This window comes from Arthrobacter sp. CAN_C5 (assembly GCF_017875735.1).
Lineage (GTDB): Bacteria > Actinomycetota > Actinomycetes > Actinomycetales > Micrococcaceae > Arthrobacter_D.
On sequence record NZ_JAGGMZ010000001.1, the window covers coordinates 1,951,633 to 1,977,908 of the forward strand.

Genomic DNA, 26,276 nt, shown 5'->3' on the forward strand with positions numbered 1-26,276 from the left:
AAACTGATCAACATTTGGTGACGATCCCCAGCGCAGCTCCCCTTTGACCGCACGGGCTACTCGGCTGAGGGTCGCTGCCGGTTCCGTTTCGTCGTCGAACGCTGCTGCTTGGCGGCGAGGTGCCGCCGGACGGAGCCTCGAGTGGGTTTGGTGGCGCGACGCCGGCGCGGACCGGCAGACAATCCCCTGCTCACCAGGCCGGCAAGCTTGCGCAGAGCTGTTTCACGGTTCCGGAGCTGGGAACGGTGTTCGGAGGCCGCAATGGTGACCGATCCGGCGACGATCCGATCACCGAGTCGGGTCAGCAGCAACTCCCGTTGCTCGTCCGAAATCGCGGTCGATCCGGCGACGTTCCAGGACAGTTCCACGCGGGTGTCCGACGTGTTGACGTGTTGCCCGCCAGGTCCGGACGACCTGGAGAAACGCCAGTTCAGCTCACGCTCAGGAATGGTGAGCCCGGGCGAGACTTCTAGATCCATTCCATCAGCGTGACACAGGGTGCAAAGCCCCGGAAAACCGATCCGGGATCACCCCGCTAGAACAGTGGCCAGGGCACCGCCGACATTTCCCCGCCCGGTGCAGGGAATCGCCCATTGTTGCGCAACCGGCTGCAGCGCGCGATCAGAGCCTCGATCTCTTCGTCGGTGAGCAGGACCGAAAGCTCAGTCCCCAGCTCACCGCCGAGGCCTGCGCTGACCCGGTCAATGCCGTCGAGTTCGTCGTCGGTCAGCTCAGCTCCCAGCCATCCCCACAGCACCGTACGGAGCTTGTTGTCGCTATGGAAGGTGAGCCCGTGATCCACACCGTGGCGGCGTCCATCGGGCATCGCGAGAATATGGTCGCCCTTGCGGTCCGCGTTATTGACGACGACGTCGAACACCCCCATCCGCCGCAGAGCTGGCGAGTCTTCATGGATGAGGCTGACGATCCGATCGTTCTCGTCCCGTCCGCTCAGGACACTTTTCCAGCCGATCTCGGGCACCTCGTCGGCGGACACCAGATCCACGGCGGCCTGGGCTGGGTCCTGTTCCTGCCACAGCTGCACCATCCCCTCACCCATCGGACCGTCACGCAGCCACGTGTGGGGCACCACGTCCCATCCCATGACCTGCGATACCAGATAGGCGGCGACCTCCCGGTGGGCGAGTGTCCCGCTGGGAAAATCCCACAGCGGATGCTCCCCCGCGATGGGCTTGTAGACCACTGCGGCCTCGCCGATACTGCCGAGGAAGGTGGCGTTTGACGCCGTCGTGATGCGACCGGTGAGTGTCAGCTCGGCGGTCGCGAGGTCGGGTGCCCGCATCAGCCCTCGGGAGTAGCGCAGGTATGTCCGCCGGGGTCGATCGGGTAACCGCACAGCGGACAGGTCGGCCGCCCGGCACCCACCACTTCACGCGTGCGCTTGGCGAAAGCGCGGGCTGTCCCTACCGGCATTCGCACGAGGAGCATCTCGGCTACTTCGACCTCGGCCTCAGCGTCGGCGAGCGATTCGTCGTCGTCAGCGTCGAGTTCCGTGATCGGGTACGCCTCAATGACCACCTGCACCGTCGAGGGGTCCCACCCCAGGCTCATGGCGCCAGTGCGGAACTGTTCCTCGACCGGCTCCAACTGGTCATTGTCGACCAATTCGATGGGGGTGCTCGCGGGAATGCTGAAGGGATTCCCCTCGAGCGTACCGAGCTGGTCCAGGATCTCGTCGATCTTCTCCGCCAGCTGGGCCGACTGCTGTTTCTCCAGCGCAATACTCACGATCTGTGACCCCGCGCGTACCTGTAGATAGAAGGTTCGCTCCCCCGGAAGGCCAATGGTGCCAACGACGACGCGATCGGGCCAAGTAAACTCGTGAACTTTTGTGGGCATGGTAGTTATTTTATGCGATGGGGGCCGTTGGTGCCTGATGTCCCGCTCCGCCGCCCAACGGCGCATCGACCGCAGGTGGGCTGCTCGACAACCACGACAGGTCCCCTCCGTCAGTATTGGTGGCGATGACGCTCGGTCGGCTCTCGCCGTACCTAACGATCGACACGGAAGCGGGGTTCACATTGATGCGCTGAAACAGGTCCAGATGGACGCCGAGCGCGTCGGCGAGGATCGATTTGATGATGTCACCGTGACTCACCGCCACCCAGATGGCGTTGGGCCCATGCTCGGCTTCGAAGGCTGCGTCGAGGCGACGAATTGCGGCCACCGCCCGGGCCTGCATCGCTGCCATGGATTCGCCCCCGGGAAAGGTGGCTGCTGACGGTTGGGACTGCACCACCGACCACAGCTGCTCGGCCGCGAGCTCGCTGAGGGTGCGGCCCTGCCACTGCCCGTAGTCGCACTCGGTGAGGTCGACGGCGGTTGGCGTCGCCGGAGAGCCGCTCTGACGGGCCAGGATGAACTCCGCGGTCTGCTGGCAGCGTTCCAGGGGGCTGGACACCACCGCAACCACCGGTACCACCGCGAGCCGTTCGCCGGTGAGCGCCGCCTGGTCGCGTCCCACCTGGTCGAGGCTGACGCCTGCCGTCCGTCCGGCCAGTAGTCCGGACGCATTCGCTGTCGTGCGGCCGTGTCGCACGAGAATCACTGTTGCCATCCACCCAGCCTAGCCATCCGCACTCAGTCAGGTGAACAAGTAACCGCAGGGACAGGACCCGAGGCATGGGCGGCCGTCAACATCGCGGCTGTCCTCAGCCTCAGAGCTTGATGTCTGAGCCTCAGAGCTCGAGGTGTGGCAAAACTCACGGGCTGGCCCTTAAGCCACGTCCGAAGAAGGACACTGCAGCCGTTGGGTAGCCCCGATACACTCACCATCGGCGGTCTCCGAAGGAGTTTCGTCGACGCTGAGGGAATCTCGTCGACGTTGAAGGAACTTAAAGGCCCCTCCAGACGCTTATAGCGTAAGCCGGCCAATCACGGCCGGTGATCCCTGTACTCTGGTTGATCACACAACTGAAGGAGAAGCAACGCCCGCATGGCAACAGACTACGACGAACCACGCGTCAGGCCCGAAGACCAGCCTGTCAACGAATCGCTCGAAGCGATTCAGGCTCAACGCAGCGCCACCACCCAGTCTTCAACAATTGACACCGATGAGAGCGACACTGCTGAAGGGTTCGATCTTCCCGGCGCCGTCCTGGAGGAAGAACTCCTCATCTCCGTCATTCCCGAGCGTGAAGACGAGTTCACCTGCATGTCCTGCTTCCTGGTGAAGCACCGCACCCAGCTCGCACGCGAGAAGAACGGCGATAAGTACTGCGCCGAATGCGAAGGATAGTCTCAGCTCCTGGCGAAGGCGATCGATCCGGATAAGCTACTGCTGGCCATCCAGTAGAGCGCCCAGATCCTTCGATTCTCGCGTGACCTGGCTGGAACTCCCTCACTCTGGGGTGGACAATCATGATCTATCTTGATGTCTCTACGATTATTGTTGACCAGCAGGGCTGACCGGGCTGCCGCTAGCCGTGGATGGGTTCCCCGCTCACGCGATGATCTGCAAGATTCATGCCCTCACGTACCAGCCGGGCCAGATGGCCGTCGGCGATGCTATACACAACGCGCTGGCCTTCTTTTCTTGTGGTCACCAGACCCGAGAACCGAAGTTTTGCAAGATGCTGGCTCACAGACGTCCGCGAGGCAGCGGTGTGATCTACCAGGGCGGTCACATCGGCCGGTGACTGGGTGAGGAGCCATAACAGGTGGAGCCGGGTAGGGTCTGCGAGCATTTTGAACACGGCTGCTCCCGCCTCCAGCCGCAGGTCATCCGGGGATCCAGAATGGTGCAGGCTCGGCTCCGGCTGTAACTGGCGGTCAGTCATTGATGTGCCTCCTGGACAGTCGCTGTTTCCCCGGAAACCGGGCTCCAACCTCGAGGCCACAGCTTCAGTGCCGCCAATACCCCCAGTGTAGCCAGGCCCGCAAGAATCCCTGCCGTTGCCTCTTGCCCCAGGGTCGCCCCCAACCACCCCGCGATCGGGTAGGTCAGGATGAAACAGGCGTGCGACAGCGAGAACTGGGCGGTGAAAAGGGGGGCCCGCGACGCGCTGGTGGCAGCTCTCCTGAGTAGCCGTGCAGATGGGGTGTTGATCATAGAGGTCCCAGCACCCAGCACAGTCCACACCGCGAGCAGAAGAACCCAGGACTGCCCAGCAGCGGCAAGCACCCCGGCCAATCCCAGGCCTAGTGAGATCACACCGCCTCCCGCAATCATCAGGGTTCGATCCGTCACGCGGTCAAGAAGAGGTGGAACCGTGAGGGCGACAGCCATGGAACCTGCGCCGTAGCAGGCCAGAGCAATGGCAAGGTCGGTATTTGTTCCTTCGAACAGCTCCAATGCGTAGACAACGGTGTTCACCAGCACAAGGGCAGTCCCGCAGGCCACGACAAAATTCAGCGCCATGAGTCCACGGAGGGTCGGCTCACCAAGAAAAATTCGCGTACCGAGGGTGGTCCGGTGAAGAACCGAGGCGCGTTGTACGGTGATCTGCTGAGGGGGTAGTGGGGTGGCGACGACCATCGCGGCCGACAGGAGGAAACCCACAGCGGTGCCGACGAAAAGGAGGTGAAAGCTCATGAAAGTCAGGAGCGCCGCCGCCAGGATCGGGCTGAGTACTGACTCCAGATCATAGGCGAGGCGGGAAAGGGACAGCGCCCGGGTATAGTCGCGCTCCCGCGGTAGAAGCGTTGGAATCAACGCCTGGAACGCGGGTGTGAACGTTGCCGATGCGGACTGCAAAATGAACACCAATAGGTAGATCTGCCAGACCTGATCGACCAACGGCAACGTGAGTGCTATACCAGTGCGCATCAGATCCGCGCCGATCAGGACGGCCTTCCGGGGTACCCGTTCCACCAGTACCGCCATGACGGGTGCAACGAAAACGTAGGCCAGCATCTTAATCGTCAGAGCCGTTCCGAGCACCGTCCCGGCCCGCGCGCCCGCCAGATCATAGGCGAGTAGACCCAGGGCAACGGTGAGGAGACCCGTTCCCGCCAAGGCCACCACCTGGGCCGTGAAGAGTCGTCTGTAGGCGGTCACCCTGAGTACTTCAAGCACGAAGTGTCCTCTCGGTCAAAGGGGCGAGCCGTCCGGAACGAAACAGCTTGCATCCCCTTCAGTATATGTGCACACGTTCGCACACATAAGCACAGCGTGATCAGCGCATAAACAAATACCCGAATTATGACCCGCAATTGATGGAAGTTACTTCCTATTAATTGCTGGTCTGCGCATTGTGCATATACTGGGGACAGCTTCAAGAGACGCGGTCGTAAAGCTCCGACTGGACCGCGCACCAACCCCATGTTCGTGGGTGGTTCGGATGACGAAGCGGCCTTCGCCTCGGTAATTACCAGACCGAGCCGGCGCAGGCAAGAGCACTTCGAAAGGCGTACCTCGTGAGTTGTCCGGCTAGCCGTTCCATTTCCTGATAATTATGCGCTAACAATTCAGCGCTGATTCGACCCCCTTTATTCTTTCTCCGGGTAGTGCCTTTAGTGTGCCCCCGGACCGCACCGAGGAATAGCACATGAACAATAAAGCGCTCCATCCTGCCCACAATTCCCAGCGACCGCAGGGCAGAATAGCCATTCTCGCGTCGCTCCTCGTAGCCTCCCTGGTGAGCGGTTGCGCTGCGTCCGCCAACCCGGCTGCGAACCCGGCTGTTGACCCGGCCTCGGATCCCGTGTCTGGTGGCATCCTCGACGTGTCGATCTCGGCCGAGCCGGGTTGCCTCGACGGACACGGCATCTCAGCGACCCAGCAACAGTTCCTGGGGAGGCTGATCTACGACAATGTGGTCACCCTTGACGACGACGGCGAGATAGCTCCCTATCTCGCGGAGTCGTGGGAAATTTCCGACGACGGCAAGACGTACACCTTCCACCTCAAGGAGGGAGTCACCTTCAGCGACGGCTCCCCCTGGAACGCCGAGGTGTTTGGGCTCAATCTGGAGCACATGAGGGATCCAGCGACCAAGTCCCCCCTTGCCGCCGCCTACATAGCGCCCTACGTCGACGGCACGGTGATTGATGAGTACACGTTCGAGGCACACCTGGAGTACGCCTACACACCCTTCCTCTACACGCTGGCCCAGTCGTGGCTTGGTATGAACTCCGGCAAGGCCATCCTCGAATCCCCTGACACTCTCTGCCAAGAGCCGATCGGAACGGGCCCGTTTACCGTTGCCGACTACCGCCCTGGCCAGGGCATCAGCTATACCAAACGGGAGGGGTACGACTGGGCACCGGAGTGGCTTGAGGGTGACGGCGAGGCCTACCTTGATGGGGTGGAGGTCACCCTGGTGGGTGAGCCGGTCATCCGCCACCAGTCCCTCGTGTCCGGGCAGTATGACCTGACGGAGAACCTGGCCCCGCAGAACGCTGCCGCGGTCGACGCAAACCCGGACTTCACCTACGAGAATTTGGTGCGCACCGGCAGCCCCAACGTGCTCAGCTTCAACCTGAGCCGTGCACCCTTCAGCGACCAGGCCGTCCGCGAGGCGTTCGTGGCTGCCATCGACACGCAGGCGGTCACCCAAAGTCTCGGCTTCGGCACGTTCACACCGACCGACAGTTTCCTGTCGACGGCAAGCAAATACTACGATCCGGCGGTTGAGGGGACCCTGCACCACGACCTGGAGAAAGCGAATCAGCTCCTGGACGACGCTGGCTGGACCGGCCGCGACGACGAGGGGTTCCGGACCAGGGACGGCGAGCGCCTCGTCATCGACGTGCCCACTGTCGAGAGCACCACGCCTAACCCCCTGCTCGTCCAGCTGCAGGGTGAAGCACGGAAGGCCGGCTTCGACCTCCAGATCATCCAGTTGCCGCAAGCACAGCTGAGCGAACTGCGGTACGCCGGTGACTATGACGCGCTGGCCGGCGTGTGGCACACCAACACCACCGACGTGCTGTTCATCAGGTATCACTCCTCGGAGATCACGGGAGAGCGAATCGGTCAGAACTCCTCCTATGTGGATGACCCCACTCTCGATGACCTTCTCCTGGCGGCCCGGGCGGCCGATGACGGGCAGATCGCCGACGAAGCCTACTCGGAGGTCCAGCACCGGTTGCTGGACATTGTGCCTGGCCTGCCGCTGCACGAAAACCCCAGCCAGTTCGCCTACTCCAATGCGGTGCGGGACGTTGCCGTGGACACCTCTCACCCCGTCCCCGTCCTGACCTACGCCTGGAAGGCGGAGTAGGTGGGCATGGCACGGCGGATCCTGTTCCGGCTGGTAATCGGGCTCGGAGTCCTGTGGGGGGCGGCCACCATGACTTTCCTTGCCGTCTACCTCATCCCCGGCGACACCGCCCTCCTGATTCTTGGCGGACCCGATGCCCGCCCCACCGCAGAAACCCTCGCCCAGGTGCGCAGCGACTACCTGCTCAACGAACCCCTGATCGTGCAGTACGCCAGTTACCTGGGCAACCTGCTGCAGGGAGACCTGGGGCAGTCCTACCGCCTCCGGATCCCCGTCACCGTTGCGATCGGGCAGCAGATCGGTGCGACGGCGATGCTCGCCGCCGCGGCTGCGTTCGTCGCCCTGCCACTGACGGTGCTCGTTGCCGTGCTTTCCGCCCAGCGGTCCCCCTGGGTTCGATCAATCGTGTCCGGGATCGAGGTGGTGCTCGCCGCAACACCCACCTTCATCATCGGTTTCGTCCTGCTGATCGTCTTCTCCTTCACCCTGCGCTGGTTTCCCATCGGAGGGGATCAGGGTGTCATCGCCCTGATCCTTCCGGCGCTGACCCTGGCGTTGGCGGTGTTCGGAACGCTCTCACAGGTGCTGCGCAACGAGCTGGAAGATGTTTTGGAGCAGCCGTTCATTCTGACGGCCCGCGCACGCGGCATGCGGGACCTCCCGGTTCGTATGCTGCACGCGCTCCGGCACGCCGCCATCCCTGTGATGACCCTGTCGGGGTTCGTTGTTGCCTCCCTCTTCGGCGGGTCGGTGATTGTCGAGACCCTGTTCAGCCGGCAGGGAATCGGCGCCCTGACCCTCGCCTCTGTCTACAACAAGGACCTGCCGGTGATCATCGGCATCGTTCTCCTGTCGGCAGCCGTCTACGTGGTGGTCAACCTGGCGGTCGACCTCCTTTACACGCTCATCGACCCGAAAGTGGTGACCTCTTGAGCATCCTCTCCCAGACAGCGCGACGCCCCGGGCTGCTCCTTGCCACCGGCTTCCTCCTCTGGCTCACCGCAGCAGTCCTGGTGCCGGGCGTGCTCGCCAGCGCCGACCCCTATACCGTCAATCCGGCGCGCAGCTTCGAGGCGCCCAACCCCACGGCCCTCTTTGGGACCGATGACTCAGGGGCGGACATCTACTCCCGGATCGTGCACGGTGCTGCGACGTCCCTCTACATCGGGCTGGGTGCGACCGCCATCGGGCTGGTCGGCGGGACGGCCATCGGTTTGCTTGCCGGATTGAACGGCCGGCTCGTCGAAGCCTCGGTTATGCGGGTCCTGGACGTGACCCTTGCCATCCCCGAGATCCTCCTTGCCCTGGTGGTCATCGGCATCATCGGCGGAGGCACCGAGAACGCGATCCTGGCCATCGGGGCGGGCAGCGTCGCCTACTACGCCCGCATCACCCGGGCCCAGACCCATCTGGTCCGCCGCTCCGGCTACGTCGAAGCGGCCGGCACACTCGGGCTGCGCCGCGGCCAGGTTCTGCTCACGCATGTCATTCCCAATGTCATGAAGCCGGTGCTCGTCCTGGCAACCATCGGCGTCGGCTCCGCCATTGGCGCGGGGGCGTCCCTGAGCTTCCTGGGTCTGGGCACTCCACCCCCGGCGCCGGAGTGGGGCGCGATGCTGTCCGTTGGCCGCAATTTCATCACCAACGCGCCGTGGATGATCACCCTCCCCGCCGCATTCCTTGTCGCCACCGTACTATCCATCACCGTGATCGGGCGCGAGCTCCGACGCCGAGCAGAAGGAAGAGTCCAATGACCGCCACAGCCGCCACAGCACTCGCCACCCGGGAGCCCACCCCGTCCGCCATCCCTCTTCCCTCCCCCCTGGTCGAGCTCGCGAACCTCACGGTCGACTTCGGTAGGGGTACCCGCCGACACCGTGCCGTGAACGACGTCAGCCTGTCGGTCCTGCCGGGCGAGTGCCTCGCCCTGGTGGGTGAGTCCGGCTCCGGCAAGTCCGTCACCGCGCGGACCCTGGTCGGGTTGACCGGTCACGGCTCCCAGGTGAGCACCCGCTTCCAGAGGTTCAACGGGCAGAACGTAACCGGCTGGGGCGAACGGCAGTGGAGCCGGGTACGGGGCAAGGACGCCGGCTTCATCCTGCAAGACGCCCTTTCGTCCCTTGATTCCCTGCGGACAGTGGGAAAGGAGGTGGGTGAGGTACTGCGACTCCACTCGCTGTTCTCCCGCGTCGAACGCGACCGCCGCATCATCGAACTCCTTCGGTCGGTAGGGATCCCGGACCCGGAGGTCCGCGCTTCCCAGTACCCGCATCAGCTTTCGGGCGGGCTCCGGCAACGGGCGCTCATTGCGTCGGCCATCGCCGCTGAGCCGGGCCTCCTGATCGCCGACGAGCCGACGACGGCGCTCGACGCGACCATCGCGGCCCAGGTCCTGCGCTTGCTGGGCGACCTGAAGGGCGGCAGTACCGGCATGCTTGTCGTCAGCCATGACCTGGCCGTCGTTGCCAACCTGGCGGATCGGGTGGCAGTCATGCGCCAGGGCGAAATTGTCGAGGAAGGAACCATGGAGGCGGTCCTCCTGGACCCGCAGCATCCTTACACCAAGGGCCTCCTGGCCGCCATTCCCTCGGCGGCCTCCCGGGGGTCCCGGCTGACGGGCCCACTCACACGTGTCGACTCACCCACGCCAACCAGAACGCCAGCACGAGTCAGGACACCGCAACCAGCCAAAACATCGGTACCAGGCAGTACACCGGAACGAGGCAGTACGGCGCTCCTCACGGCCGACCGCATCCACAAGAGCTACCCGGACTCGGGTGGGACCTCGCGCACTGCAGTGGCCGGGGTGTCCTTCCAGCTGCGGAAAGGATCCACCCTGGGCATCGTCGGTGAGTCAGGCTCGGGCAAGAGCACTGTGGCACGGATGGTGCTGGGCGTCGAGGCTCCCGACGCCGGCAGCGTCCGGTTCCGTGGGCGCACCTGGCGGGAGCACCACGAGCAGAAGAACCGTCGCGCACGCCGCGCCGTCCAGATGATCTACCAGGATCCGCTGCACTCCTTCGACCCCCGGAAGACCGTCCGACAGGTCATCGGCCAGGCCGTCGCCGCGGCCGGGGTCCCACGAACCGCGCGGGACCACCGTATCCGCGAGCTGCTGGCCCTCGTGGGACTGGGCGAGGACAAACTCCGTAGCCGTCCCCTTGACCTCTCGGGCGGACAACGGCAACGGGTAGCGATTGCGCGGGCGCTGGCCGCCGAACCGGAGATCATTATCTGTGACGAGCCTGTCTCGGCCCTCGATGTGTCGGTGCAGGCCACCATCCTGGACCTGTTCTCCGAACTCCAGGAGCGTCTGGGCCTCGGTTACCTCTTCATCTCCCATGACTTGGGGGTGATCCAGCACCTCAGCCAGGACGTCCTGGTGATGAAGGACGGGGAGGTTCTCGAACGGGGCACGGTCACGGCCGTCTTCGATACGCCGCAACACCAGTACACCCGTGACCTGATCAACGCCATCCCCCAACTTCCCATCACCCCACTTTCTACCACCCCACTCCCCGCCACCGGACAGGACGGAACCCGCTCATGACCCGCCAGATCTCCTTCAACCTCTTCGAAATGAACTGCGTCGGCCACATTTCCCACGGACTATGGGTACATCCGGAAAACAACCGGCACCGGTTCAATGACCTCGACTTCTGGGTGGAGACCGCCCAGATCCTGGAAGCCGGACTGTTCGACAGCGTGTTCCTCGCCGATGTGATCGGGACCTACGACGGCTACCGCAACGGTCCCGACACGGCGCTGCGGGAAGCGGTGCAGATCCCCAGCAACGACCCGCTGCTGATCATCCCGGCAATGGCGGCCGTCACTAAACACCTTGGCTTCGCGGCAACCTTCTCCACGACCTACGAACCCCCGTTCGCTTTCGCCCGGCGCGCCTCGACGCTGGATCACCTGACGAAGGGGAGGTTCGGCTGGAACATCGTCACCTCCTACCTGCCGAACGCGGCACGCAATTTCGGGTTGGCCGACGAAGTGGAACATGACCAGCGCTACGCGATCGCCGACGAATACCTCGATGTGCTGTACAAACTGTGGGAAGGGTCGTGGGACGACGACGCCGTGATCGAGGACCGCGCCCGGCGGGTCTACACGGACCCCGCCAAGGTGAGATACATCAACCATCGGGGGCCCAACTATTCGGTGGCAGGTCCCCACCTCAGCTCGCCATCGGTCCAGCGCACCCCCGTGTTGTTCCAGGCCGGCAGTTCGACGGCGGGCAAGGAGTTCGCCGCGAAACACGCCGAGGGCGTCTTCGTGGGCGGTCGTGACGCCGCCGCCTACCGGGAGAATGTCCAGGACCTCCGCCGCCTCGCCGTTGCGAAGGGGAGGCAGGCTGACCATATCAAGGCTTTCGCCAGCGCCGTCGTCATCGTCGGGCGCACCCACAAGGAGGCCCAGCGCAAGGCTGAGGAGTACCGCAGGCTGTCGAGCGCCGAGGGGTACCTGGCCCACGCCGGCGGCGGTGGGATCGATCTGGCCGCCTACCGCAGCGACGAGGTGATCGACGATATCCTCGCCCGGGAGAACCGCCCGGGAAGGGACAGCCAGCCCAGCAGCCGGCGGCACCCGCCCGGTACAACCGTTGGTGAGGCGCTGGAGCGGATCACCCGGTTTGATCGGGGTCCCTTCGTCGCCATCGGCACCGCGGTGGAGGTCGCAGACGAAATCGAACGGTGGATCGACGCCACCGACCTGGACGGTTTCAACCTGCGGCAGTTCCTTACCCCCGGCACCGCAGAGGACTTCATTACCCAGGTAATCCCGGAACTCCAGCGGCGCGGCCGGTACCGGACCTCCTACGAGGAGTCCACCCTCCGGGAGCGGCTGTTTGGCAGCGGAAACACCCGCCTGTTCGACGAGCATCCCGGCGCCCGGTACCGCGGTGGGGCGAATCTGGATCATGGAGCGGCCCTTGATCTGGCCGATTCCCCCGCCTACGCCGGGAGCCGGTCATGACCGATCTGCTGCAGCACTTCCGCCCGATCTTCGCCGAGATCGCCGCCGGCGCGGTGGACCGGGAACTACGTCGCGAGCTTCCCTTCGCGGAGGTAGAGCTTCTCAAGAACGCGGGGTTCGGAGCGCTAAGGATCCCGTCGACCCATGGCGGCCTGGGAGCCACTCTGCCGCAGCTGTTTGAGCTCCTCACGGAACTGGCCGCCGCTGACTCCAACCTCACCCAGCTGTGGCGTGGGCACTTCGCCTACGTCGAGGGTGTGCTCCTCCGTGACGCCTCGACATCACGGGATGCCTGGCTCCGGGACATTGCGGGCGGAGCCATGGTGGGCAACGCCTCCAGCGAGTTGACCGGCACATCCCTGCGCGACATCAGCACCACTCTCACATCCACCGAGGCCGGGCTCACGCTCAACGGCTCAAAGTACTACAGCACCGGTGCGCTGTTCGCCGACTGGATCGCGGGCAGCGCGGTCCACGACGGGCAGCGCGTGGGCTACGCGGTGTCGGCCACCGCGCCGGGAGTGGATCGTATCGACGATTGGGATGGGATCGGTCAGCGGCTCACAGGCAGCGGCACCACCCACTTTTCGGAGGTGGCGGTGGCGTCGGAGAACGTCCGTCCTTACACCCCCGGGGAACCGAACCATGTGCCTGCGTTCTTCCAACTGGTGCTCGTGGCGGCCCTCGCGGGGATTGCCCGGGCCGCGGCCGACGACGCCGCCTCCTTCGTGAGGCCACGCACCCGCTCGTACGTGAACGCTACGGCGGCCCTACCGCGTGAGGACCCGCAGGTGTTGGCGGTACTCGGCGAGCTCTCGAGTACCTCGTTCGCCGCGGCGGCCACGGTTGCGGCGGCGGCGCGGAAGCTGGAGGCCGCCCGCTGGTCACTCGCCTCCGGGCATCCTGACGACGCGAGGGCCGCGGTGGATGCCGCGGAGATCGCCGTAAGCCAGGCGCAGATTGTCTCGGTCAGTCAGGTGCTCAACGCCACCAGTCACCTGTTCGAGGTGGGCGGCGCGTCGGCCACTGCTGCCGGGCGCTCCCTGGACCGGCACTGGCGGAACGCCAGAACCGTCTCCTCCCACAACCCGGCCATCTACAAGGCTAGGGCAGTCGGATACTGGGCCGTGACGGGAACCCGGGAGCCGCTCCCTGACTAAGTAGCTGGCGGAACGTCGGCTGGTGACCTCTCAGCCGACCTAGCTAGTTCAGCGCCCGGGGCAGACTCTCGGCGATCCGCTGGATACCGAGATAGGTTTCCTCAAACGACGTTGACAGTGGCGAGAGACCCAGCCGGATGCCCGCCGGGTTGCGGTAGTCCGGGATGACGCCCTTCGCCCACAGCTCCGGCACCAGATCCCGGAACGCCGGGTGGTCGATCGTGATGTGGCTGCCGCGCTTCCGCGGATCCCGGGGTGAGGAGATGACGACGCCGGCTCCCTCCATCAGCTCCTCGACAGCCTCGATGGCGAACGAGGTCAGGGCGATCGACTTCGCCCTGACGGCAGGCATCCCCACCTCGCCGATCAGCCCGAGCATGTCCTGCATCGCCAGCATGCCGATAATCGGTGGGGTACCAGAGACCAGCCGGCGGATGCCCGGGGCCGGTTCGTAATCGGATCCCATCCCGAACGGGTCGGCGCTGCCGAGCCAGCCCTGAATGGGTTGCTGGAAATCCGCGAGGTGCCGTTGCGCCACGTACGCCCAGGCGGGCGCTCCCGGTCCGCCGTTGAGGTATTTGTAGCTGCACCCCGTGGCGTAGTCGACGTCCCACTGGTCGAGCTCGGCGGGGACCGAGCCCACCGAATGGCTCAGATCCCACAGCACCAGCGCGCCGGCGTCGTGCACCACCCGGGTGATGGCCGGGACGTCCGCCAGGTGGCCCGACCGGTAGGCCACATGGCTGAGAACCACGAGCGCACTCTGGGGGCCGACGGCGGCGGCGACCTCCGCTGCGGTGGCACCGCCGTCGTACTGCAGATCGACCCAACGCAGTTGCAGGCCCCGCTCTGCGGCGATGCCCTCCATGATGAACCGGTCGGTGGGGAAATTGTCCCGGTCAATGACGATCTCGGTGCGGTCCGGGCGGGCGGCCACCGCCGCACGGGCCAGCTTGTAGAGCAGCACGCTCGTCGAATCGGCTACCGTGCACTGTCCAGCCGCGGCGCCGATCGCTACCCGCCCGATCAGGTCTCCCACCTGCTCCGGCAGCCCCAGCCAGCCCTCGTCCCAGCCGCGGATGAGCCTGCCAGCCCACTGCTCCCGCACGAACGATTCGAGCCGCTGCAGGGTGTCGGTGAGGGGCCGCCCGAGCGAGTTGCCGTCCAGGTAGGCAACAATGTCCGGATCGTCGTGCCCCTCGAACCGCGCCCGGTACCCGGCGAGGGGATCCTCGGCGTCGAGGGTGCGGGCGCGGCTCAGCAGGGATGTGTTCTCACTCATGGACCCAGTTTAGGGGTGAACCCCGGCCAGCCTTGCGAGGCTGCCAACAAAGTGCTCCCGCCCCCGCCGGTGGTTCCAGCCAGTGATGCCAGCACCCTGCCACACCCCCGCCTCACTCTGCGGTGTGACAGCGATTGCCACCCGGGCGGGTAGCAGGACTGGTGAGCGGAAGTCGATGCTCCAGGAGAACGATTCGACCCCTGCAGGCTTGGTTTCCTGCACCATCCGCGAGGCAAGATACATGCCGTGCGCAATGGCCCGCTGCATTCCGAGTGCCTTCGCGGTCAGCGCGGTGAGGTGAATTGGGTTGTAGTCCCCCGACACAGCCGCATAGCTGCGGCCGATGCTGCCCGGGAGGTTCCAGACGGCCGTGAGTGGGGGCGGCACAAACGGCGTGCGCTCCTCTTTCGTCCCGCGAGCCGGCCCGGCGAGCCGGGCACCCTTCGCAAGATAGGTCGAGCGTCCCGTCCACACCACTGCACCGGAGCTGCTGACCTCGGTGACCAGGTCCACCTGCGTACCGGCATGATGCGGTCTCAGGTCCTCGGCCCAGGCAGCGATGTCAAGCTGTTCGCCGAATCCGATGGCACGCCGGTGTTCCACTGCGTTCCGCAGATGGATCATGCCGAGTAGCGGCAACGGGAAATCCTTGCGGGCCATCACGCTCATGGCCACGGGGAAGGCAATGGTGTGGACGAAGCCCGACGGCAACGCATCCTGCGCGGGGGCACCGATCAACTGCTGGAACCGGGTCAGGTCCCCGACCGTGGCCTGGACACCGGACGCGCGGTGGCGAACCTCCGGCAGGGTCACCGCTGCCGCGTCGGAAGTGCGTTGCACCGCACCGTCCGCCCACGGCAACGGGATGCTGCTTAGGAGGGCGCTACGGTACAGCGCCGGCAACCCCGGAACCGAGTCCAGGGCGACGTCCCTCACGCGCCCACCAGCGACTGCCCGCAGACGCGGACCACTTCGCCGTTAACCCCGGCGGCTACCGGTGAGGCGAGGAACGCGATCGTCTCGGCAACGTCGATCGGCTGGCCACCCTGCTGCAGGCTGCTCAGGCGCCGCGCCACCTCTCGGGTAGCGAACGGCATCCGCGCGGTCATCTCGGTTTCGATGAAGCCTGGTGCGACAGCGTTGATGGTGCGTCCGGTGCCCTCGAGCGTGCTCCCGGTGCTCCGGACCATGCCGATCACGCCCGCCTTCGAAGCTGCGTAATTGGACTGCCCCCGGTTACCGGCGATGCCACTGGTGGAGGCGAGGCAGACGATGCGGCCCGACGCCGCGAACACGTCGGACGCGAGCAGTGCCTCATTGACCCGCAGCTGCGAGGCAAGATTCACCGCCAGCACCGAGTCCCACCGGGCCGAGTCCATGTTGGCCAGCAGCTTGTCCCGGGTGATCCCTGCGTTGTGCACCAGCAGGTCCAGCGAACCGGACCGCTGCTGCACCTGGTCGAGGATCCTGGCGGCGGCGTCGTCAGCGGTGATGTCCAGCTGTAGGGCGGTGCCTCCGATCCGGTTGGCGACGGCGGCGAGTTGCTCACCGGCCGCGGGAACGTCAACCACCACCACGGATGCACCGTCGCGGCTCAGCACCGCTGCGATCTCCGCACCAATGCCGCGGGCCGCGCCGGTGACGACGGCGGTCTGGCCGTGCAGGGGCCGGTCCTCGTCCTGGGTGGCATCCTGACCGGTACCTCCAACCGTGATGAACTGACCGTTCACGAAGGCGCTCTTGCCCGAGAGCAGGAAGCGGAGCGTTCCGGCGGCAGCCGAAATGGGTGCACCGTCGCGCAGCACGATCCCGTTGGCGGTAGCACCGGCGCGCAGCTCACGTCCTATCGACCGGACGATGCCATCAACGCCCTGGCGGGCAGCCGCCTCCGCGGGGTTGGCTGTCTCACGGGCGGGGCGGGACACGGCGACAATCCGGCCGCCGCGTTCCAGCTGGCGCAGCGCCTGACCAAGCTCCAGGATGGGAGCGGCAAGCTCGCCGGGCTCGGTGAGGTTCTCCAGCACGACGACGATCGCACCGAGCTTCTCCCCCGGCCGGGCGTGACGGCGGACATCCTGGTCCCAGCCGAGCAACTCCGTGGCGAGGCTGTCCGCTGCCGGTGACGAGCCGAGCACGAGGAGTGGACCGGGAACCAGCGGCGCGCCGCGACGGTACCGGCGCAGCACTGCAGGCTTGGGGAGGCCAAGCTTTCGGGCGATCTTTCCGGCAGGGCCGGAGTTGACGAGGTTGAGGTACTTGTCGGTCACTTTTCGCGTGCCTCCAGGATAGCGACGACACCCATGCCGCCGGCGGCGCAGACGGAGATCAGCCCGCGGCCGGAGCCCTTGTCGGCAAGGGCCTTGGCCAACGTGGCCACAATCCGACCGCCGGTGGCGGCGAACGGGTGGCCGGCTGCCAGAGAGCTGCCGTTGACGTTGAGCTTGCTCCGATCGACCTTGCCGAGGGCCCCGTCCAGACCGAGGGAGTTGCGGCAGAAGTCCTCGTTCTCCCAGGCGGCGAGCGAGCTGAGGACGGTGCCGGCGAAAGCCTCGTGGATTTCGAAGAAGTCGAAGTCGTCGAAGGTGAGTCCGTTGCGCTGCAGCATGCGCGGCATCGCGTAGACCGGGGCCATCAGCAGGCCTTCGGCGCCATGGACGAAGTCCACCGCGGCCGCCTCGGCGTCAACCACGTTCGCGAGCATGGGCAGGTTGTTCCTGCGGGCGTAGTCCTCCGAGCCGAGGAGCACGGTGGCGGCGCCATCCGTGAGTGGGGTCGAGTTGCCAGCGGTCATCGTGGCTGTGGCGGCCAGGCTCTTGCCGAAGACGGGCTTGAGCCGACCCAGCTTTTCCAGTGACGTGTCAGCCCGGACGTTGGCGTCACGGGTGACACCGCGGTAGGGGGTGACCAGGTCGCTGAAGAAGCCCCGTTCATACGCGGCGGCCAGGTTGTGGTGGCTATTCAGGGCCAGCTCATCCTGCGCTTCGCGGGAGATCTCCCAGCGGGCAGTGGTGATGGCCTGGTGTTCGCCCATCGACAGGCCCGTGCGTGGTTCCCCGGTGGTTGGAGCGTTGGGGGCGAGGTCCCGGGGCCGGAGCCGGCTCAGGATGGAAAGCTTCTGGGGCGTGGTCTTGGCCCGTGACAGGTCCAGGAGGACGCGACGCAGACCTTCGCTGACGGCGATGGGTGCATCGGACGCCGAGTCGACACCACCGGCGATGCCCGACTCGATCTGGCCGAGCTTGATCTTGTTGGCCACACCGATCACGGTTTCCAGTCCGGTCGCGCAGGCCTGCTGTACGTCATAGGCGGGTGTGTCTGCGGCGAGGGCTGATCCCAGTACCGCCTCGCGGGTCAGGTTGAAGTCACGTGAGTGCTTCAGCACAGCCCCGGCAGCGACCTCGCCGATCCGCTCACCCTGCAGTCCGAACCGGGCCACGAGACCGTCCAGAGCCGCCGTCAGCATGTCCTTGTTGGACGAGTAGGCGTAGGCGCCACCGGAGCGGGCGAACGGAATCCGGTTACCGCCGATGACGACCGCGTTGCGGACGGATGGGGAGGATTGCGCGCTGCGCTGTCCTGCTGCCTGGTCGACCATGCTGTGCTTCTCCTTCTGGTTCCAATCAGTTACCGATACCCAGCGTACCTGATACGCTGAGTATCGTGAACAAGCAGGCGCTCAAGTCAAGACCTCCCGCCCAGCAAGGTGCTGCGGCCGGCGATGGTCGATCCAGTCGTTGGCAGGCCCACCGGGACAAACGACGTCGCGCCCTGGTCAAAACGGCGCGCGGTGCCGTGCACTCGCTGGGGTATGCGGCGTCAATGGAGGATATTGCCGCCGCCGCCGGCACTTCGAAGTCCGTGTACTACCGGTATTTTGGCGACAAGGCCGGATTGCAGCAGGCCATGGGCGAAGTGGTGATCGCGCAGATGCAGGACAAGGTGCTCGCTGCGGCCCGGCAGGCTGCGTCGCCGCGCGAAGGCCTGCACGCAATGGTCTCCGCCTACCTGCAAATGGCCCAGACCTCGCCGAATGTCTACGCCTTCGTCACCCGGCTGGGCGCCCCCGATGCGCTCACCAACCCGGCGGATCCCCACAGCTCCGAACTGCTAAGCCACTTCTTCGAAGCGGTCACCGACATGCTGGCCAGTCCGATGCAGTCTTTCCTGGCATCCGACCCGCGGGCGAGGCAGCTCGGCGGTCCCGCGCTCACCCTCTGGCCGCAGGCGGCCATCGGCATGGTCCGGGCTGCCGGAGAGCTCTGGCTTGCCACCCCCGAAAGCCCCACCAAACCCACTGAAGCCCAACTCAGCGAACAGCTCACCACGTGGCTCTTCGAGGGCATCGCCAACCACGTTCCATCACCTGACACGATCACATCCGTTCTGGAGGACACCCCATGACACAGACAGCCACGCGGCCCGAGCTCAAGGTTCCGGCCACCGCCACCATCGCTGACGACGACCGCGCCGTCGTCGACGTCGCTGCCCTCGGCGAGCTCCTGCTGGGTCGGTGGGCAGCGACCCGCAGGGTCGCCCGTGAGCTCGCCGGCCGGCCGGAAGTCCACCGGGTCGAAGGCGAGTCCCACGCCGAGCAGCGGAGCCGCTGCTTCGACCAGCTGCACTACCTGGTGCAGAACAAGGCGGTCCACCGCGCCTTCCCGGCAAGCCTCGGCGGGGAGGACGATCACGGCGCCAACATTGCCGGCTTCGAGGAGCTGGTGGTTGCCGACCCGTCGCTGCAGATCAAGGCGGGAGTGCAGTGGGGCCTCTTCGGCAGCGCGGTGCTCCACCTGGGCACCGAAGAACATCACCGTGCCTGGATCCCTGGCATCATGAACATGGACATTCCCGGCTGCTTCGCCATGACCGAAACGGGTCACGGGTCCGACGTCGCGAGCATTGCCACCACCGCCGTCTATCAGCCGGACTCCGACGAGTTCGAGATCCACACGCCGTTCCGGGCCGCGTGGAAGGACTACATCGGCAATGCCGCAATCGACGGCCGCGCAGCGGTGCTCTTTGCCCAGCTCATTACGAACGGCGTCAACCACGGAGTCCACGCGTTCTATGTCCAGCTCAGGGATGCCAACGGCAACTTCATGCCGGGCGTCGGCGGCGAGGACGATGGACTCAAGGGCGGCCTGAACGGGATTGACAACGGCCGCCTTCACTTCACCCGGGTGCGGATTCCCCGCACCAGCCTGCTGAACCGGTACGGCAACGTGGACAGCGACGGCGTATACACCTCGCCCATCGCCTCCCCCGGCCGGCGGTTCTTCACGATGCTCGGCACCCTGGTGCAGGGCAGGGTGTCCCTCGACGGGGCAGCCGTGGCCGTCACCAAGCTGGCACTGAAGACCGCCGTCCAGTATTCGGTGGAGCGCCGTCAGTTCAACGCCGGTTCCGACCTCACCGAAGAGGTCCTCATGGACTACCAGCAGCACCAGCGCCGGCTGCTCCCCCGCATTGCGGCGACCTACGCAGCGTCGTTTGCCCATGAGGAGTTGCTGGCCAAGTTCGACGACGTCTTCTCAGGCGCGCACGACACCGACGAGGACCGCCAGGACCTTGAGACGCTGGCAGCTGCGCTGAAGCCGTTGTCGACCTGGCATGCTCTCGACACCCTGCAGGAGTGCCGCGAGGCGTGCGGCGGAGCTGGCTTCCTCACCGAGAACCGGTTCACCTCGCTGCGTGCCGACATGGACGTCTACGCAACCTTCGAGGGCGACAACAATGTGCTGCTGCAGCTCGTCGCGAAACGCCTGCTGGCTGACTATGCCAAGGAATTCAGCGGCGTCGACTTCGGCGTGCTGGCGCGCTACGTGGTCACTCAGCAAGCGGAGAAGACTCTGCACCGGTCAGGGTTGCGCCGGGTAGTGCAGACAGTTGTCGACGGCGGCTCGGAGCGGAAGTCAGCTATCGCCCTGCGGGACGAGCACACCCAGCACGAACTGCTGTCGGACCGGGTGGAGGCGATGGTTGCTGACCTGGCCGGGGAACTCCGTGGCGTCCGGAAGCTGTCCCAGGAGGCGGCAGCGAAGAAGTTCAACGAGCACCAGAACGAGCTCATCGAGACCGCCAAGGCCCACGCCGAACTGTTGCAGTGGGAGGCGTTCACCGCTGCCGTCCACCAGGCGGAGGACGCGGGTACCAAGCAGGTGCTGACCTGGCTGCGTGACCTCTTCGGTCTGTGCCTGATCGAGCGCAACCTGGCCTGGTACCTCATGCACGGCAGGCTCTCCACCCAGCGTGCCCGGACACTGTCCCCCTACATCAACCGTCTGCTGGTGAAGATCCGGCCGCACGCCGTCGACCTGGTTGATGCGTTCGGCTACGGTCCGGAGCACCTTCGCGCAGCGATCGCTACCGGTGCGGAGAAAGAACGCCAGGACGAGGCGAGGGCCTACGCACGGCAGCAGCGGGCCAGCGGAAGCTTCCCGATCGATGAGAAGACGGTCCTGGCACGCGAGAAGAAGGCCAAAGCCAAGCGCTAAGCCGGTTGGCGTTGCGCCGCGCTCTGGGAAATGTGCCCCCGGGCGCTGCGATCTGGGAGGTGCGCTCCAGACCGAATCCCGGTGCAGGCCGGAGCGTCAGTCCAGACCGGAGCGTCCGTCAGACCCGAGCCTCGGTTCAGGCCTCGCTACCCGTCTCGCTTCAGTTCTACACCTGGCGCGGGTCGCTATCCTCGTTTTCTTCATCCACGGAGGTAGTGACCTGCCCGACATCCAGCGCGGGATTATCAGCCGACTCGTCCATCACGGCTTCATCGACTTCGGTCTCCTTGGGGTCGGGGAGCTGCACCTCATCCGGCGAGTCCGCCGAGTCAGGTGAATCGGGTGAGTCCGGTGAACCGGAACTGATGGGGCTAGGGGTGTCGGTCACTGCTGGGTCCTCCCGGGTGGATAGTGGTACGAAACCTTACGCTGGCAGCTGGCGGGCTGTCGACCGCCGCCGGGTCCCTGATGCCCTGGGGATCCCGATCGACGGTCATGGAATCCAGGGTCAACCGATTGCCGCGCGGTAGACCTCCAGGGTCGACTCAGCGATCGAGTCCCAGGAGAAATGTTCCTCAGCACGCCGGCGACCTGCCTCGCCCATCTGGCGGGCCCGTGCCGGGTCGGCCACGAGGGCGTTGACGGCGGCAGCGAAGTCCTTGACGAACCGTTCGGGGTCCAGCGGGATTCCGGTCCCGTCTGTCACCTGCTCCAGCGGCACCAGGGTGCCGGTCACGCCGTCGTCGACCACCTCGGGGATGCCGCCCGTGGCGCTGGCGACTACCGCTGCACCACAGGCCATCGCCTCCAGGTTGACGATGCCCAGCGGTTCATAGATCGACGGGCACGCGAACACCGTGGCGGTGCTGAGCACGCGGATGAGTTCCTGCCGGGGCAACATCCGTTCGATCAGGATCACCGAGCCCCGTCTGGCTTCAAGTTCGGCAATGAGTTCGGCTGTTTCGGCTGCCAGTTCTGGGGTGTCGGCGGCGCCCAGGCAGAGCACCAGTTGCACCCCCGGTTCCAGCAGTGCCGCGGCCCGGAGCAGATACGGGACACCCTTTTGCCGGGTATTTCGTCCCACGAACACCACGCTGGGCCGGTCAGGATCGATGCCGAGTTTCCGGACGGCGTCGTCGTCGGCGTCGCGTTCCCACATGCTCACGTCGATGCCGTTGTGGACGACCTTGACCTTGGCCGGGTCCACCTCGGGGTAGCTGCGCAGAATGTCCGCCCGCATCCCGTGGGAGACGGCGATGACGGCGGCGGCGGCCTCGTAGGAGGTCCGTTCGGCCCACGAGGACAGCGCGTAGCCCCCACCGAGCTGCTCGGCCTTCCACGGGCGTAACGGTTCGAGGCTGTGCGCGCTCAGCACGTGCGGGACGCCGTGCAGCAGGGACGCGAGGTGTCCGGCCATGTTGGCGTACCAGGTGTGCGAGTGCACCAGGTCGGTGCCAGCCAGCCCATCCAGCATCGCCAGATCGGTGCCGAAGGTCTGCACAGCGGCGTTTGAGGACGCCAGTTCTGCGGGCGCCCGGTAGGTGCTCACGGTGGCGCCGTGATAGTTGGGGTCACGCTCCGCTCCGAAGCAGTGGACCCGCAAATCCACTTGGCTGGCCAGCACCCGGCTCAGCTCGGCGACGTGCACTCCGGCGCCGCCGTAGATCTCGGGTGGGAATTCTTTTGTCACAATATCTATACGCACGTTTCCAAACGTAGTGCAGCGCGGCCATCTCATCTAGTGTGAGTCAGTCAGGGGTACCAACTCAATGAAGAGCTATAGCAGTACAGGGGGCCATAGGTGGCAATGAAAAAGGTTTTGGCGATTGTCCTCGCCGGCGGCGAAGGGAAGCGGCTGATGCCGTTGACGGCCGACCGTGCTAAGCCGGCGGTACCCTTTGGCGGGATCTACCGGTTGATCGACTTCGCGTTGTCGAACCTGGTGAACTCGGGGTACCTGGAGATCGTGGTGCTCACGCAGTACAAATCCCACAGCCTTGACCGCCACATCTCCGAGACGTGGCGCATGTCCACCCAGCTTCAGCAGTACGTGGCGTCGGTCCCCGCCCAGCAGCGCCGAGGCAAAAGCTGGTTCCTGGGCAGCGCGAATGCGATTTACCAGTCTCTGAACCTGATCCATGACGCGAACCCGGACATCGTCGTCGTCATCGGTGCCGACCACGTCTACCGGATGGACTTTGAGCAGATGGTCGCGGCTCACATTGCCAGTGGCGCGTCGGCCAGTGTCGCCGCGGTGCGTCAGCCGATGAACCTCGTCGACCAGTTCGGCGTGATCCAGACCGACGGGTCCGGCCGGATCTCGGGCTTCGTGGAGAAGCCAAAGACCACTCCCGGGCTGCCGGACGATCCCAACAGTTTCCTTGCCTCAATGGGCAATTACGTCTTTACCGCGGATGCGCTGGTCAAGGCTCTTGAAGAGGACGCGGCTCGCCTGAACACCAAGCACGACATGGGCGGGGACATCATCCCGTACTTCGTCGAGCGTGGGGACGCAGCCGTCTACGACTTCACCTCCAATGACATTCCCGGTTCCACCGACCGGGACCGGCAGTACTGGCGCGACGTCGGAACGCTCGACTCGTACTACGACGCCAACATGGACCTGATCTCGCCGCTGCCCCTGTTCAATCTGTACAACCTGCAGTGGCCGATCTACACCCGGCAAAGTGTCTCTCCCCCGGCGAAGTTTGTGCGGAGCGCGTCAGGGGGCTCAGGTTTTGCCCACGACTCGATTGTTTCCAACGGTGCCGTGGTCTCCGGTGGCGAGGTCCTGGGCTCAATTCTGGCGACGGACGTGTTTGTCGATGAGGGCGCGTCGGTATCCGGTTCGGTACTGATGGACAAAGTGACTGTGGGTCCGGGTGCGGTGATCCGACGGGCGATTATCGACAAGAACGTCAGGGTGCCGGCCGGAGCCTCGATTGGCGTGGACAAGGCCAAGGACATCAGCCGCGGCTACACGGTGACCGATTCTGGACTTACCATCCTCAGTAAGGGTCAGATAGTCCAGCCTGGCTGAGAACCGCCGGGCCCGGAACGGATCGCCTGCAACGTGAAGGAGTTTACGGCCTGACCCGGCCTGCGCTGGCCGGTCGGTGACGTGTCCTGCACCGGTCTACGGGTGGCTGGCCTGCTCTTGTCTACTGGTGACATGGCCTTGGCTGGCCTGCGGGTGACGTTGCCTGCACTGGCCTGCCGGTAACGTGTCCTACACCGGTCTGCGGGTGGCTGTGCCTGCTCCTGTCTACTGGTGACATGGCCTCGGCTGGCCTGAGCATGACGTTGCCTGCACTAGCCTGCCGTTGGCGCTTACTTTGACGAACCCCGGGTATCGCCTCATCAGCTCGCTATCCCCCTAGCCCGCTTCATCACGATGTCCCCGGCGCGGCTTGCCCCGTGACGCCGCCCCTCCTCCGCATCTCAAGGAACCGATTTACCCGCTAGAACGGGTGTGGTTGGGGCAGTGTGGTGTAGGTTTTGCCGGTGAGTGAGGTGGCGGTGAGGGTGCCGGGTTCGGGTTGCTCGTAGTGCCAGTAGCCAGCGGATTTGAGCATGTGGTGTTTCCGGCAGAGTGCGGCGAGGTTGTCGTAGCTGGTGTTTCCGCCCTGGTGCCAGGGGATGGTGTGGTCAAGGTCGCAGGCAGGGCCGGGCCGGTTACACCCCGGGTGGCGGCAGGTTTTGTCCCTGACCAGGACGGTCCTGCGAAGGTCTTTGGGGACCTTGTAGCGGTCACGGCCGACGCTGAGTACCGTCCCGGTTTCCGGGTGGGTGAGGATCCGGGTGAACCCTTTTGCGTGGGCGGCGAGCTTCCTGACGGTGTCCGCGTCGATCGGCCCGAACCCCTCGAGCTCGGCTGGTTCGTTGCCGCCGAGCAGGGTCATCACGGGAACAGTCACGAACACCACAGGCTGCACGCCCAGCACTGACGCCAAATCGACCAGGCCCGCACCCTCAGCACCGGTACCGCTGGCGTGAGCGTCGCCGGGGCCCGGGTCGCAGCGGTGGGTGAGGAGGTCTCCGAAGACGTCGGCTTTGAGTTGGGTGAGGGTCCGGGTTTCCTGGGGGTTCTGCAGTGCCCGGGCCATGAAGGTGAGCCGGTTCTCGATGCCACAGGCCCGCTCTGCGGGCAGATACGCCGAAAGCCAGGCCATGCCGTCCTGATCGGGGGTTACCTCGATATGCCGGTCCGCCGCTGCAGCACCCCTTCGGGCGATCGCAGATTCGGGGTGGAGCTTCTCCCTGACTCGCTTGCACTTGGCTTTCAGGCGCGGCGCCATCAGGTGTGCCCCCGAGGCGAGGACTTCATCTTCGAAGCCCGCCAACGCCTGCGCCGGGATGGTGGATGCCTCATCGAGGATGATCTGGGTTTGCCGGGCCGTGAGCATCCCCGCTCCCAGCGACTGCAGGGTCTTGGGAAGATCCTCGACCAGCCTCAAGCTCTGGTCCAGCAGCCGGTGCGCGGCACGGGTGGAAAGGTTCAGCAACGGCACCAGCTCCTCAGCCGTCAAAGTAAACCCCAGACCCGCCCCCACCCTCCCACCAGGGCGGGACCCGGCCTGAGCGGCTGTTTGGTCCTGGACCTCGGTGTGCAACGCGGCGACCAGTTCCGCCTGCCGGGCAACAACCCACGACATCAACCGATCAGCCGCCACCAACAAATCAGCCGTATCAGGCTCGGCGGTGTCAGGCTCGGCGGTGTCAGACTCGGCAGTATCAGGTTCGGCAGTGTCAGGCGGTGGCTCAAGCGCACCAGTCCCCGCCGCCTGCCTCGTGTCCCCCTGCAGCATGGCCACCAGCGTTTCCGGGCTGGCTACCTCCACCACGGTGGGTGGAGTGTCACCTGCGACCGGGCGGCGGCGGACCCTAGCGGCGACGGGCTCCATCCAGATCCTCCCCCCAAGACTGAACGACTCCGGGTTACTTGACGAACTCCGCTCTGCCGACGAATCCGGGACCGCCGCCGAATCCGGCACCGACCCACCTTCCCGTGGCCTCTCGCTCGGATGAAACCTGCCGGGAAGCTGGCTAGGGACACCAGGATCAGACACCGGAAAACCTGTGATCTGCTCTGCGTTCTCCTGCCGCTTCATACCCCTATCACATCACCCGCCACTGACATTTTTGGGCGCCGGTGAGACCGATAAACGCT

Annotated in this window: 23 protein-coding genes and 1 riboswitch; of the genes, 10 read left to right on the forward strand and 13 right to left on the reverse strand. The window is 65.4% G+C overall.

All coding sequences use genetic code 11. From position 1 onward, the window contains the following. Positions 1-56: 56 nt before the first annotated feature. The 4 genes from arfB to H4V95_RS09220 are packed head-to-tail and all read right to left on the reverse strand — an operon-like array spanning position 57 to position 2,578. Positions 57-479, reverse strand: coding sequence for an alternative ribosome rescue aminoacyl-tRNA hydrolase ArfB (arfB, locus tag H4V95_RS09205; protein ID WP_209730017.1), 423 nt, complete (start codon positions 477-479; stop codon positions 57-59). Positions 480-535: 56 nt separating this feature from the next. Then, positions 536-1,303 (reverse strand): SCO1664 family protein, encoded by a 768-nt coding sequence (locus H4V95_RS09210; RefSeq protein ID WP_196867985.1) that lies wholly within the window; start codon positions 1,301-1,303, stop codon positions 536-538. Continuing rightward, positions 1,303-1,860, reverse strand: a complete 558-nt coding sequence (locus H4V95_RS09215) for a DUF3090 domain-containing protein (RefSeq protein ID WP_196867984.1) — start codon at positions 1,858-1,860, stop codon at positions 1,303-1,305. The genes H4V95_RS09210 and H4V95_RS09215 overlap by 1 nt, the downstream gene beginning before the upstream one ends. A gap of 10 nt (positions 1,861-1,870) precedes the next feature. After that, a complete protein-coding gene (locus H4V95_RS09220) occupies positions 1,871-2,578 on the reverse strand; it encodes an MSMEG_4193 family putative phosphomutase (RefSeq protein WP_209730019.1) in 708 nt (235 codons plus the stop codon). Positions 2,579-2,956: 378 nt separating this feature from the next. Between H4V95_RS09220 and H4V95_RS09225 the strand changes: the two genes are divergently transcribed. Further along, the gene (locus H4V95_RS09225; protein ID WP_019482691.1) at positions 2,957-3,259 is read left to right on the forward strand and encodes a DUF4193 domain-containing protein; all 303 of its coding nucleotides are present in this window, start codon (positions 2,957-2,959) and stop codon (positions 3,257-3,259) included. A gap of 181 nt (positions 3,260-3,440) precedes the next feature. Here the strand turns inward: H4V95_RS09225 and H4V95_RS09230 are convergent, their stop codons facing one another. After that, entirely contained in the window at positions 3,441-3,800 is a 360-nt protein-coding gene (locus H4V95_RS09230; RefSeq protein WP_209730021.1) for a metalloregulator ArsR/SmtB family transcription factor, read from the reverse strand. Further along, on the reverse strand, positions 3,797-5,038 hold the full coding sequence (locus tag H4V95_RS09235; RefSeq protein WP_209730023.1) for an MFS transporter: 1,242 nt from the start codon (positions 5,036-5,038) through the stop codon (positions 3,797-3,799). Before H4V95_RS09235 ends, H4V95_RS09230 begins: the two co-directional genes overlap by 4 nt. Before the next feature lie 197 nt (positions 5,039-5,235). Continuing rightward, a riboswitch (SAM riboswitch) is annotated at positions 5,236-5,365 on the forward strand. A gap of 145 nt (positions 5,366-5,510) precedes the next feature. Between H4V95_RS09235 and H4V95_RS09240 the strand changes: the two genes are divergently transcribed. Genes H4V95_RS09240 through H4V95_RS09265 form a run of 6 tightly spaced genes read left to right on the forward strand, consistent with a single transcriptional unit; the run spans position 5,511 to position 13,330 of the window. After that, positions 5,511-7,187 (forward strand): ABC transporter substrate-binding protein, encoded by a 1,677-nt coding sequence (locus H4V95_RS09240; protein ID WP_209730024.1) that lies wholly within the window; start codon positions 5,511-5,513, stop codon positions 7,185-7,187. Between the two features lie 6 nt (positions 7,188-7,193). Further along, complete coding sequence (locus H4V95_RS09245) at positions 7,194-8,120, forward strand: ABC transporter permease (RefSeq protein ID WP_209730026.1); 927 nt, start codon at positions 7,194-7,196, stop codon at positions 8,118-8,120. Continuing rightward, positions 8,117-8,941: an ABC transporter permease gene (locus H4V95_RS09250; protein ID WP_209730028.1), complete on the forward strand. Its 825-nt coding sequence runs from the start codon at positions 8,117-8,119 to the stop codon at positions 8,939-8,941. The genes H4V95_RS09245 and H4V95_RS09250 overlap by 4 nt, the downstream gene beginning before the upstream one ends. Beyond that, positions 8,938-10,737 (forward strand): ABC transporter ATP-binding protein, encoded by a 1,800-nt coding sequence (locus H4V95_RS09255; RefSeq protein WP_209730030.1) that lies wholly within the window; start codon positions 8,938-8,940, stop codon positions 10,735-10,737. The genes H4V95_RS09250 and H4V95_RS09255 overlap by 4 nt, the downstream gene beginning before the upstream one ends. Continuing rightward, positions 10,734-12,170 (forward strand): LLM class flavin-dependent oxidoreductase, encoded by a 1,437-nt coding sequence (locus tag H4V95_RS09260; protein WP_209730032.1) that lies wholly within the window; start codon positions 10,734-10,736, stop codon positions 12,168-12,170. Before H4V95_RS09255 ends, H4V95_RS09260 begins: the two co-directional genes overlap by 4 nt. Further along, the gene (locus H4V95_RS09265) at positions 12,167-13,330 is read left to right on the forward strand and encodes an acyl-CoA dehydrogenase (RefSeq protein ID WP_209730034.1); all 1,164 of its coding nucleotides are present in this window, start codon (positions 12,167-12,169) and stop codon (positions 13,328-13,330) included. Before H4V95_RS09260 ends, H4V95_RS09265 begins: the two co-directional genes overlap by 4 nt. A 43-nt stretch (positions 13,331-13,373) precedes the next feature. Here H4V95_RS09265 and H4V95_RS09270 read toward each other — a convergent pair whose 3' ends face one another. From H4V95_RS09270 to H4V95_RS09285, 4 genes are read right to left on the reverse strand one after another with little or no spacing between them, the layout of a single operon-like run. Continuing rightward, positions 13,374-14,612 (reverse strand): kynureninase, encoded by a 1,239-nt coding sequence (locus tag H4V95_RS09270; RefSeq protein WP_209730036.1) that lies wholly within the window; start codon positions 14,610-14,612, stop codon positions 13,374-13,376. Positions 14,613-14,621: 9 nt separating this feature from the next. Continuing rightward, entirely contained in the window at positions 14,622-15,548 is a 927-nt protein-coding gene (locus H4V95_RS09275) for a MaoC/PaaZ C-terminal domain-containing protein (RefSeq protein WP_196867978.1), read from the reverse strand. Further along, positions 15,545-16,879 (reverse strand): 3-oxoacyl-ACP reductase, encoded by a 1,335-nt coding sequence (locus H4V95_RS09280; protein ID WP_196867977.1) that lies wholly within the window; start codon positions 16,877-16,879, stop codon positions 15,545-15,547. Before H4V95_RS09280 ends, H4V95_RS09275 begins: the two co-directional genes overlap by 4 nt. After that, complete coding sequence (locus H4V95_RS09285; RefSeq protein ID WP_196867976.1) at positions 16,876-18,207, reverse strand: acetyl-CoA C-acetyltransferase; 1,332 nt, start codon at positions 18,205-18,207, stop codon at positions 16,876-16,878. Before H4V95_RS09285 ends, H4V95_RS09280 begins: the two co-directional genes overlap by 4 nt. A 65-nt stretch (positions 18,208-18,272) precedes the next feature. Between H4V95_RS09285 and H4V95_RS09290 the strand changes: the two genes are divergently transcribed. Together H4V95_RS09290 and H4V95_RS09295 are read left to right on the forward strand one after the other, a co-directional pair. Beyond that, positions 18,273-19,013, forward strand: coding sequence for a TetR/AcrR family transcriptional regulator (locus tag H4V95_RS09290; protein WP_312883988.1), 741 nt, complete (start codon positions 18,273-18,275; stop codon positions 19,011-19,013). Further along, positions 19,010-21,106, forward strand: coding sequence for an acyl-CoA dehydrogenase (locus H4V95_RS09295; protein WP_196867975.1), 2,097 nt, complete (start codon positions 19,010-19,012; stop codon positions 21,104-21,106). The genes H4V95_RS09290 and H4V95_RS09295 overlap by 4 nt, the downstream gene beginning before the upstream one ends. A 166-nt stretch (positions 21,107-21,272) precedes the next feature. Here H4V95_RS09295 and H4V95_RS09300 read toward each other — a convergent pair whose 3' ends face one another. Together H4V95_RS09300 and glgA are read right to left on the reverse strand one after the other, a co-directional pair. After that, on the reverse strand, positions 21,273-21,494 hold the full coding sequence (locus H4V95_RS09300) for a hypothetical protein (protein ID WP_209730038.1): 222 nt from the start codon (positions 21,492-21,494) through the stop codon (positions 21,273-21,275). Between the two features lie 120 nt (positions 21,495-21,614). Then, positions 21,615-22,811 carry a glycogen synthase gene (glgA, locus tag H4V95_RS09305; RefSeq protein ID WP_209730040.1) on the reverse strand — a complete coding sequence of 399 codons (1,197 nt, stop codon included), beginning with the start codon at positions 22,809-22,811 and terminating at the stop codon, positions 21,615-21,617. A 102-nt stretch (positions 22,812-22,913) separates the two neighbouring features. On the opposite strand from glgA, the gene glgC reads away from it, so the two are divergent. Continuing rightward, on the forward strand, positions 22,914-24,146 hold the full coding sequence (gene glgC, locus H4V95_RS09310) for a glucose-1-phosphate adenylyltransferase (RefSeq protein ID WP_209730042.1): 1,233 nt from the start codon (positions 22,914-22,916) through the stop codon (positions 24,144-24,146). Between the two features lie 421 nt (positions 24,147-24,567). On the opposite strand, the gene H4V95_RS09315 is transcribed toward glgC, so the two are convergent. Continuing rightward, positions 24,568-26,010 carry an HNH endonuclease signature motif containing protein gene (locus H4V95_RS09315; RefSeq protein WP_209730044.1) on the reverse strand — a complete coding sequence of 481 codons (1,443 nt, stop codon included), beginning with the start codon at positions 26,008-26,010 and terminating at the stop codon, positions 24,568-24,570. Positions 26,011-26,276 lie beyond the last annotated feature (266 nt).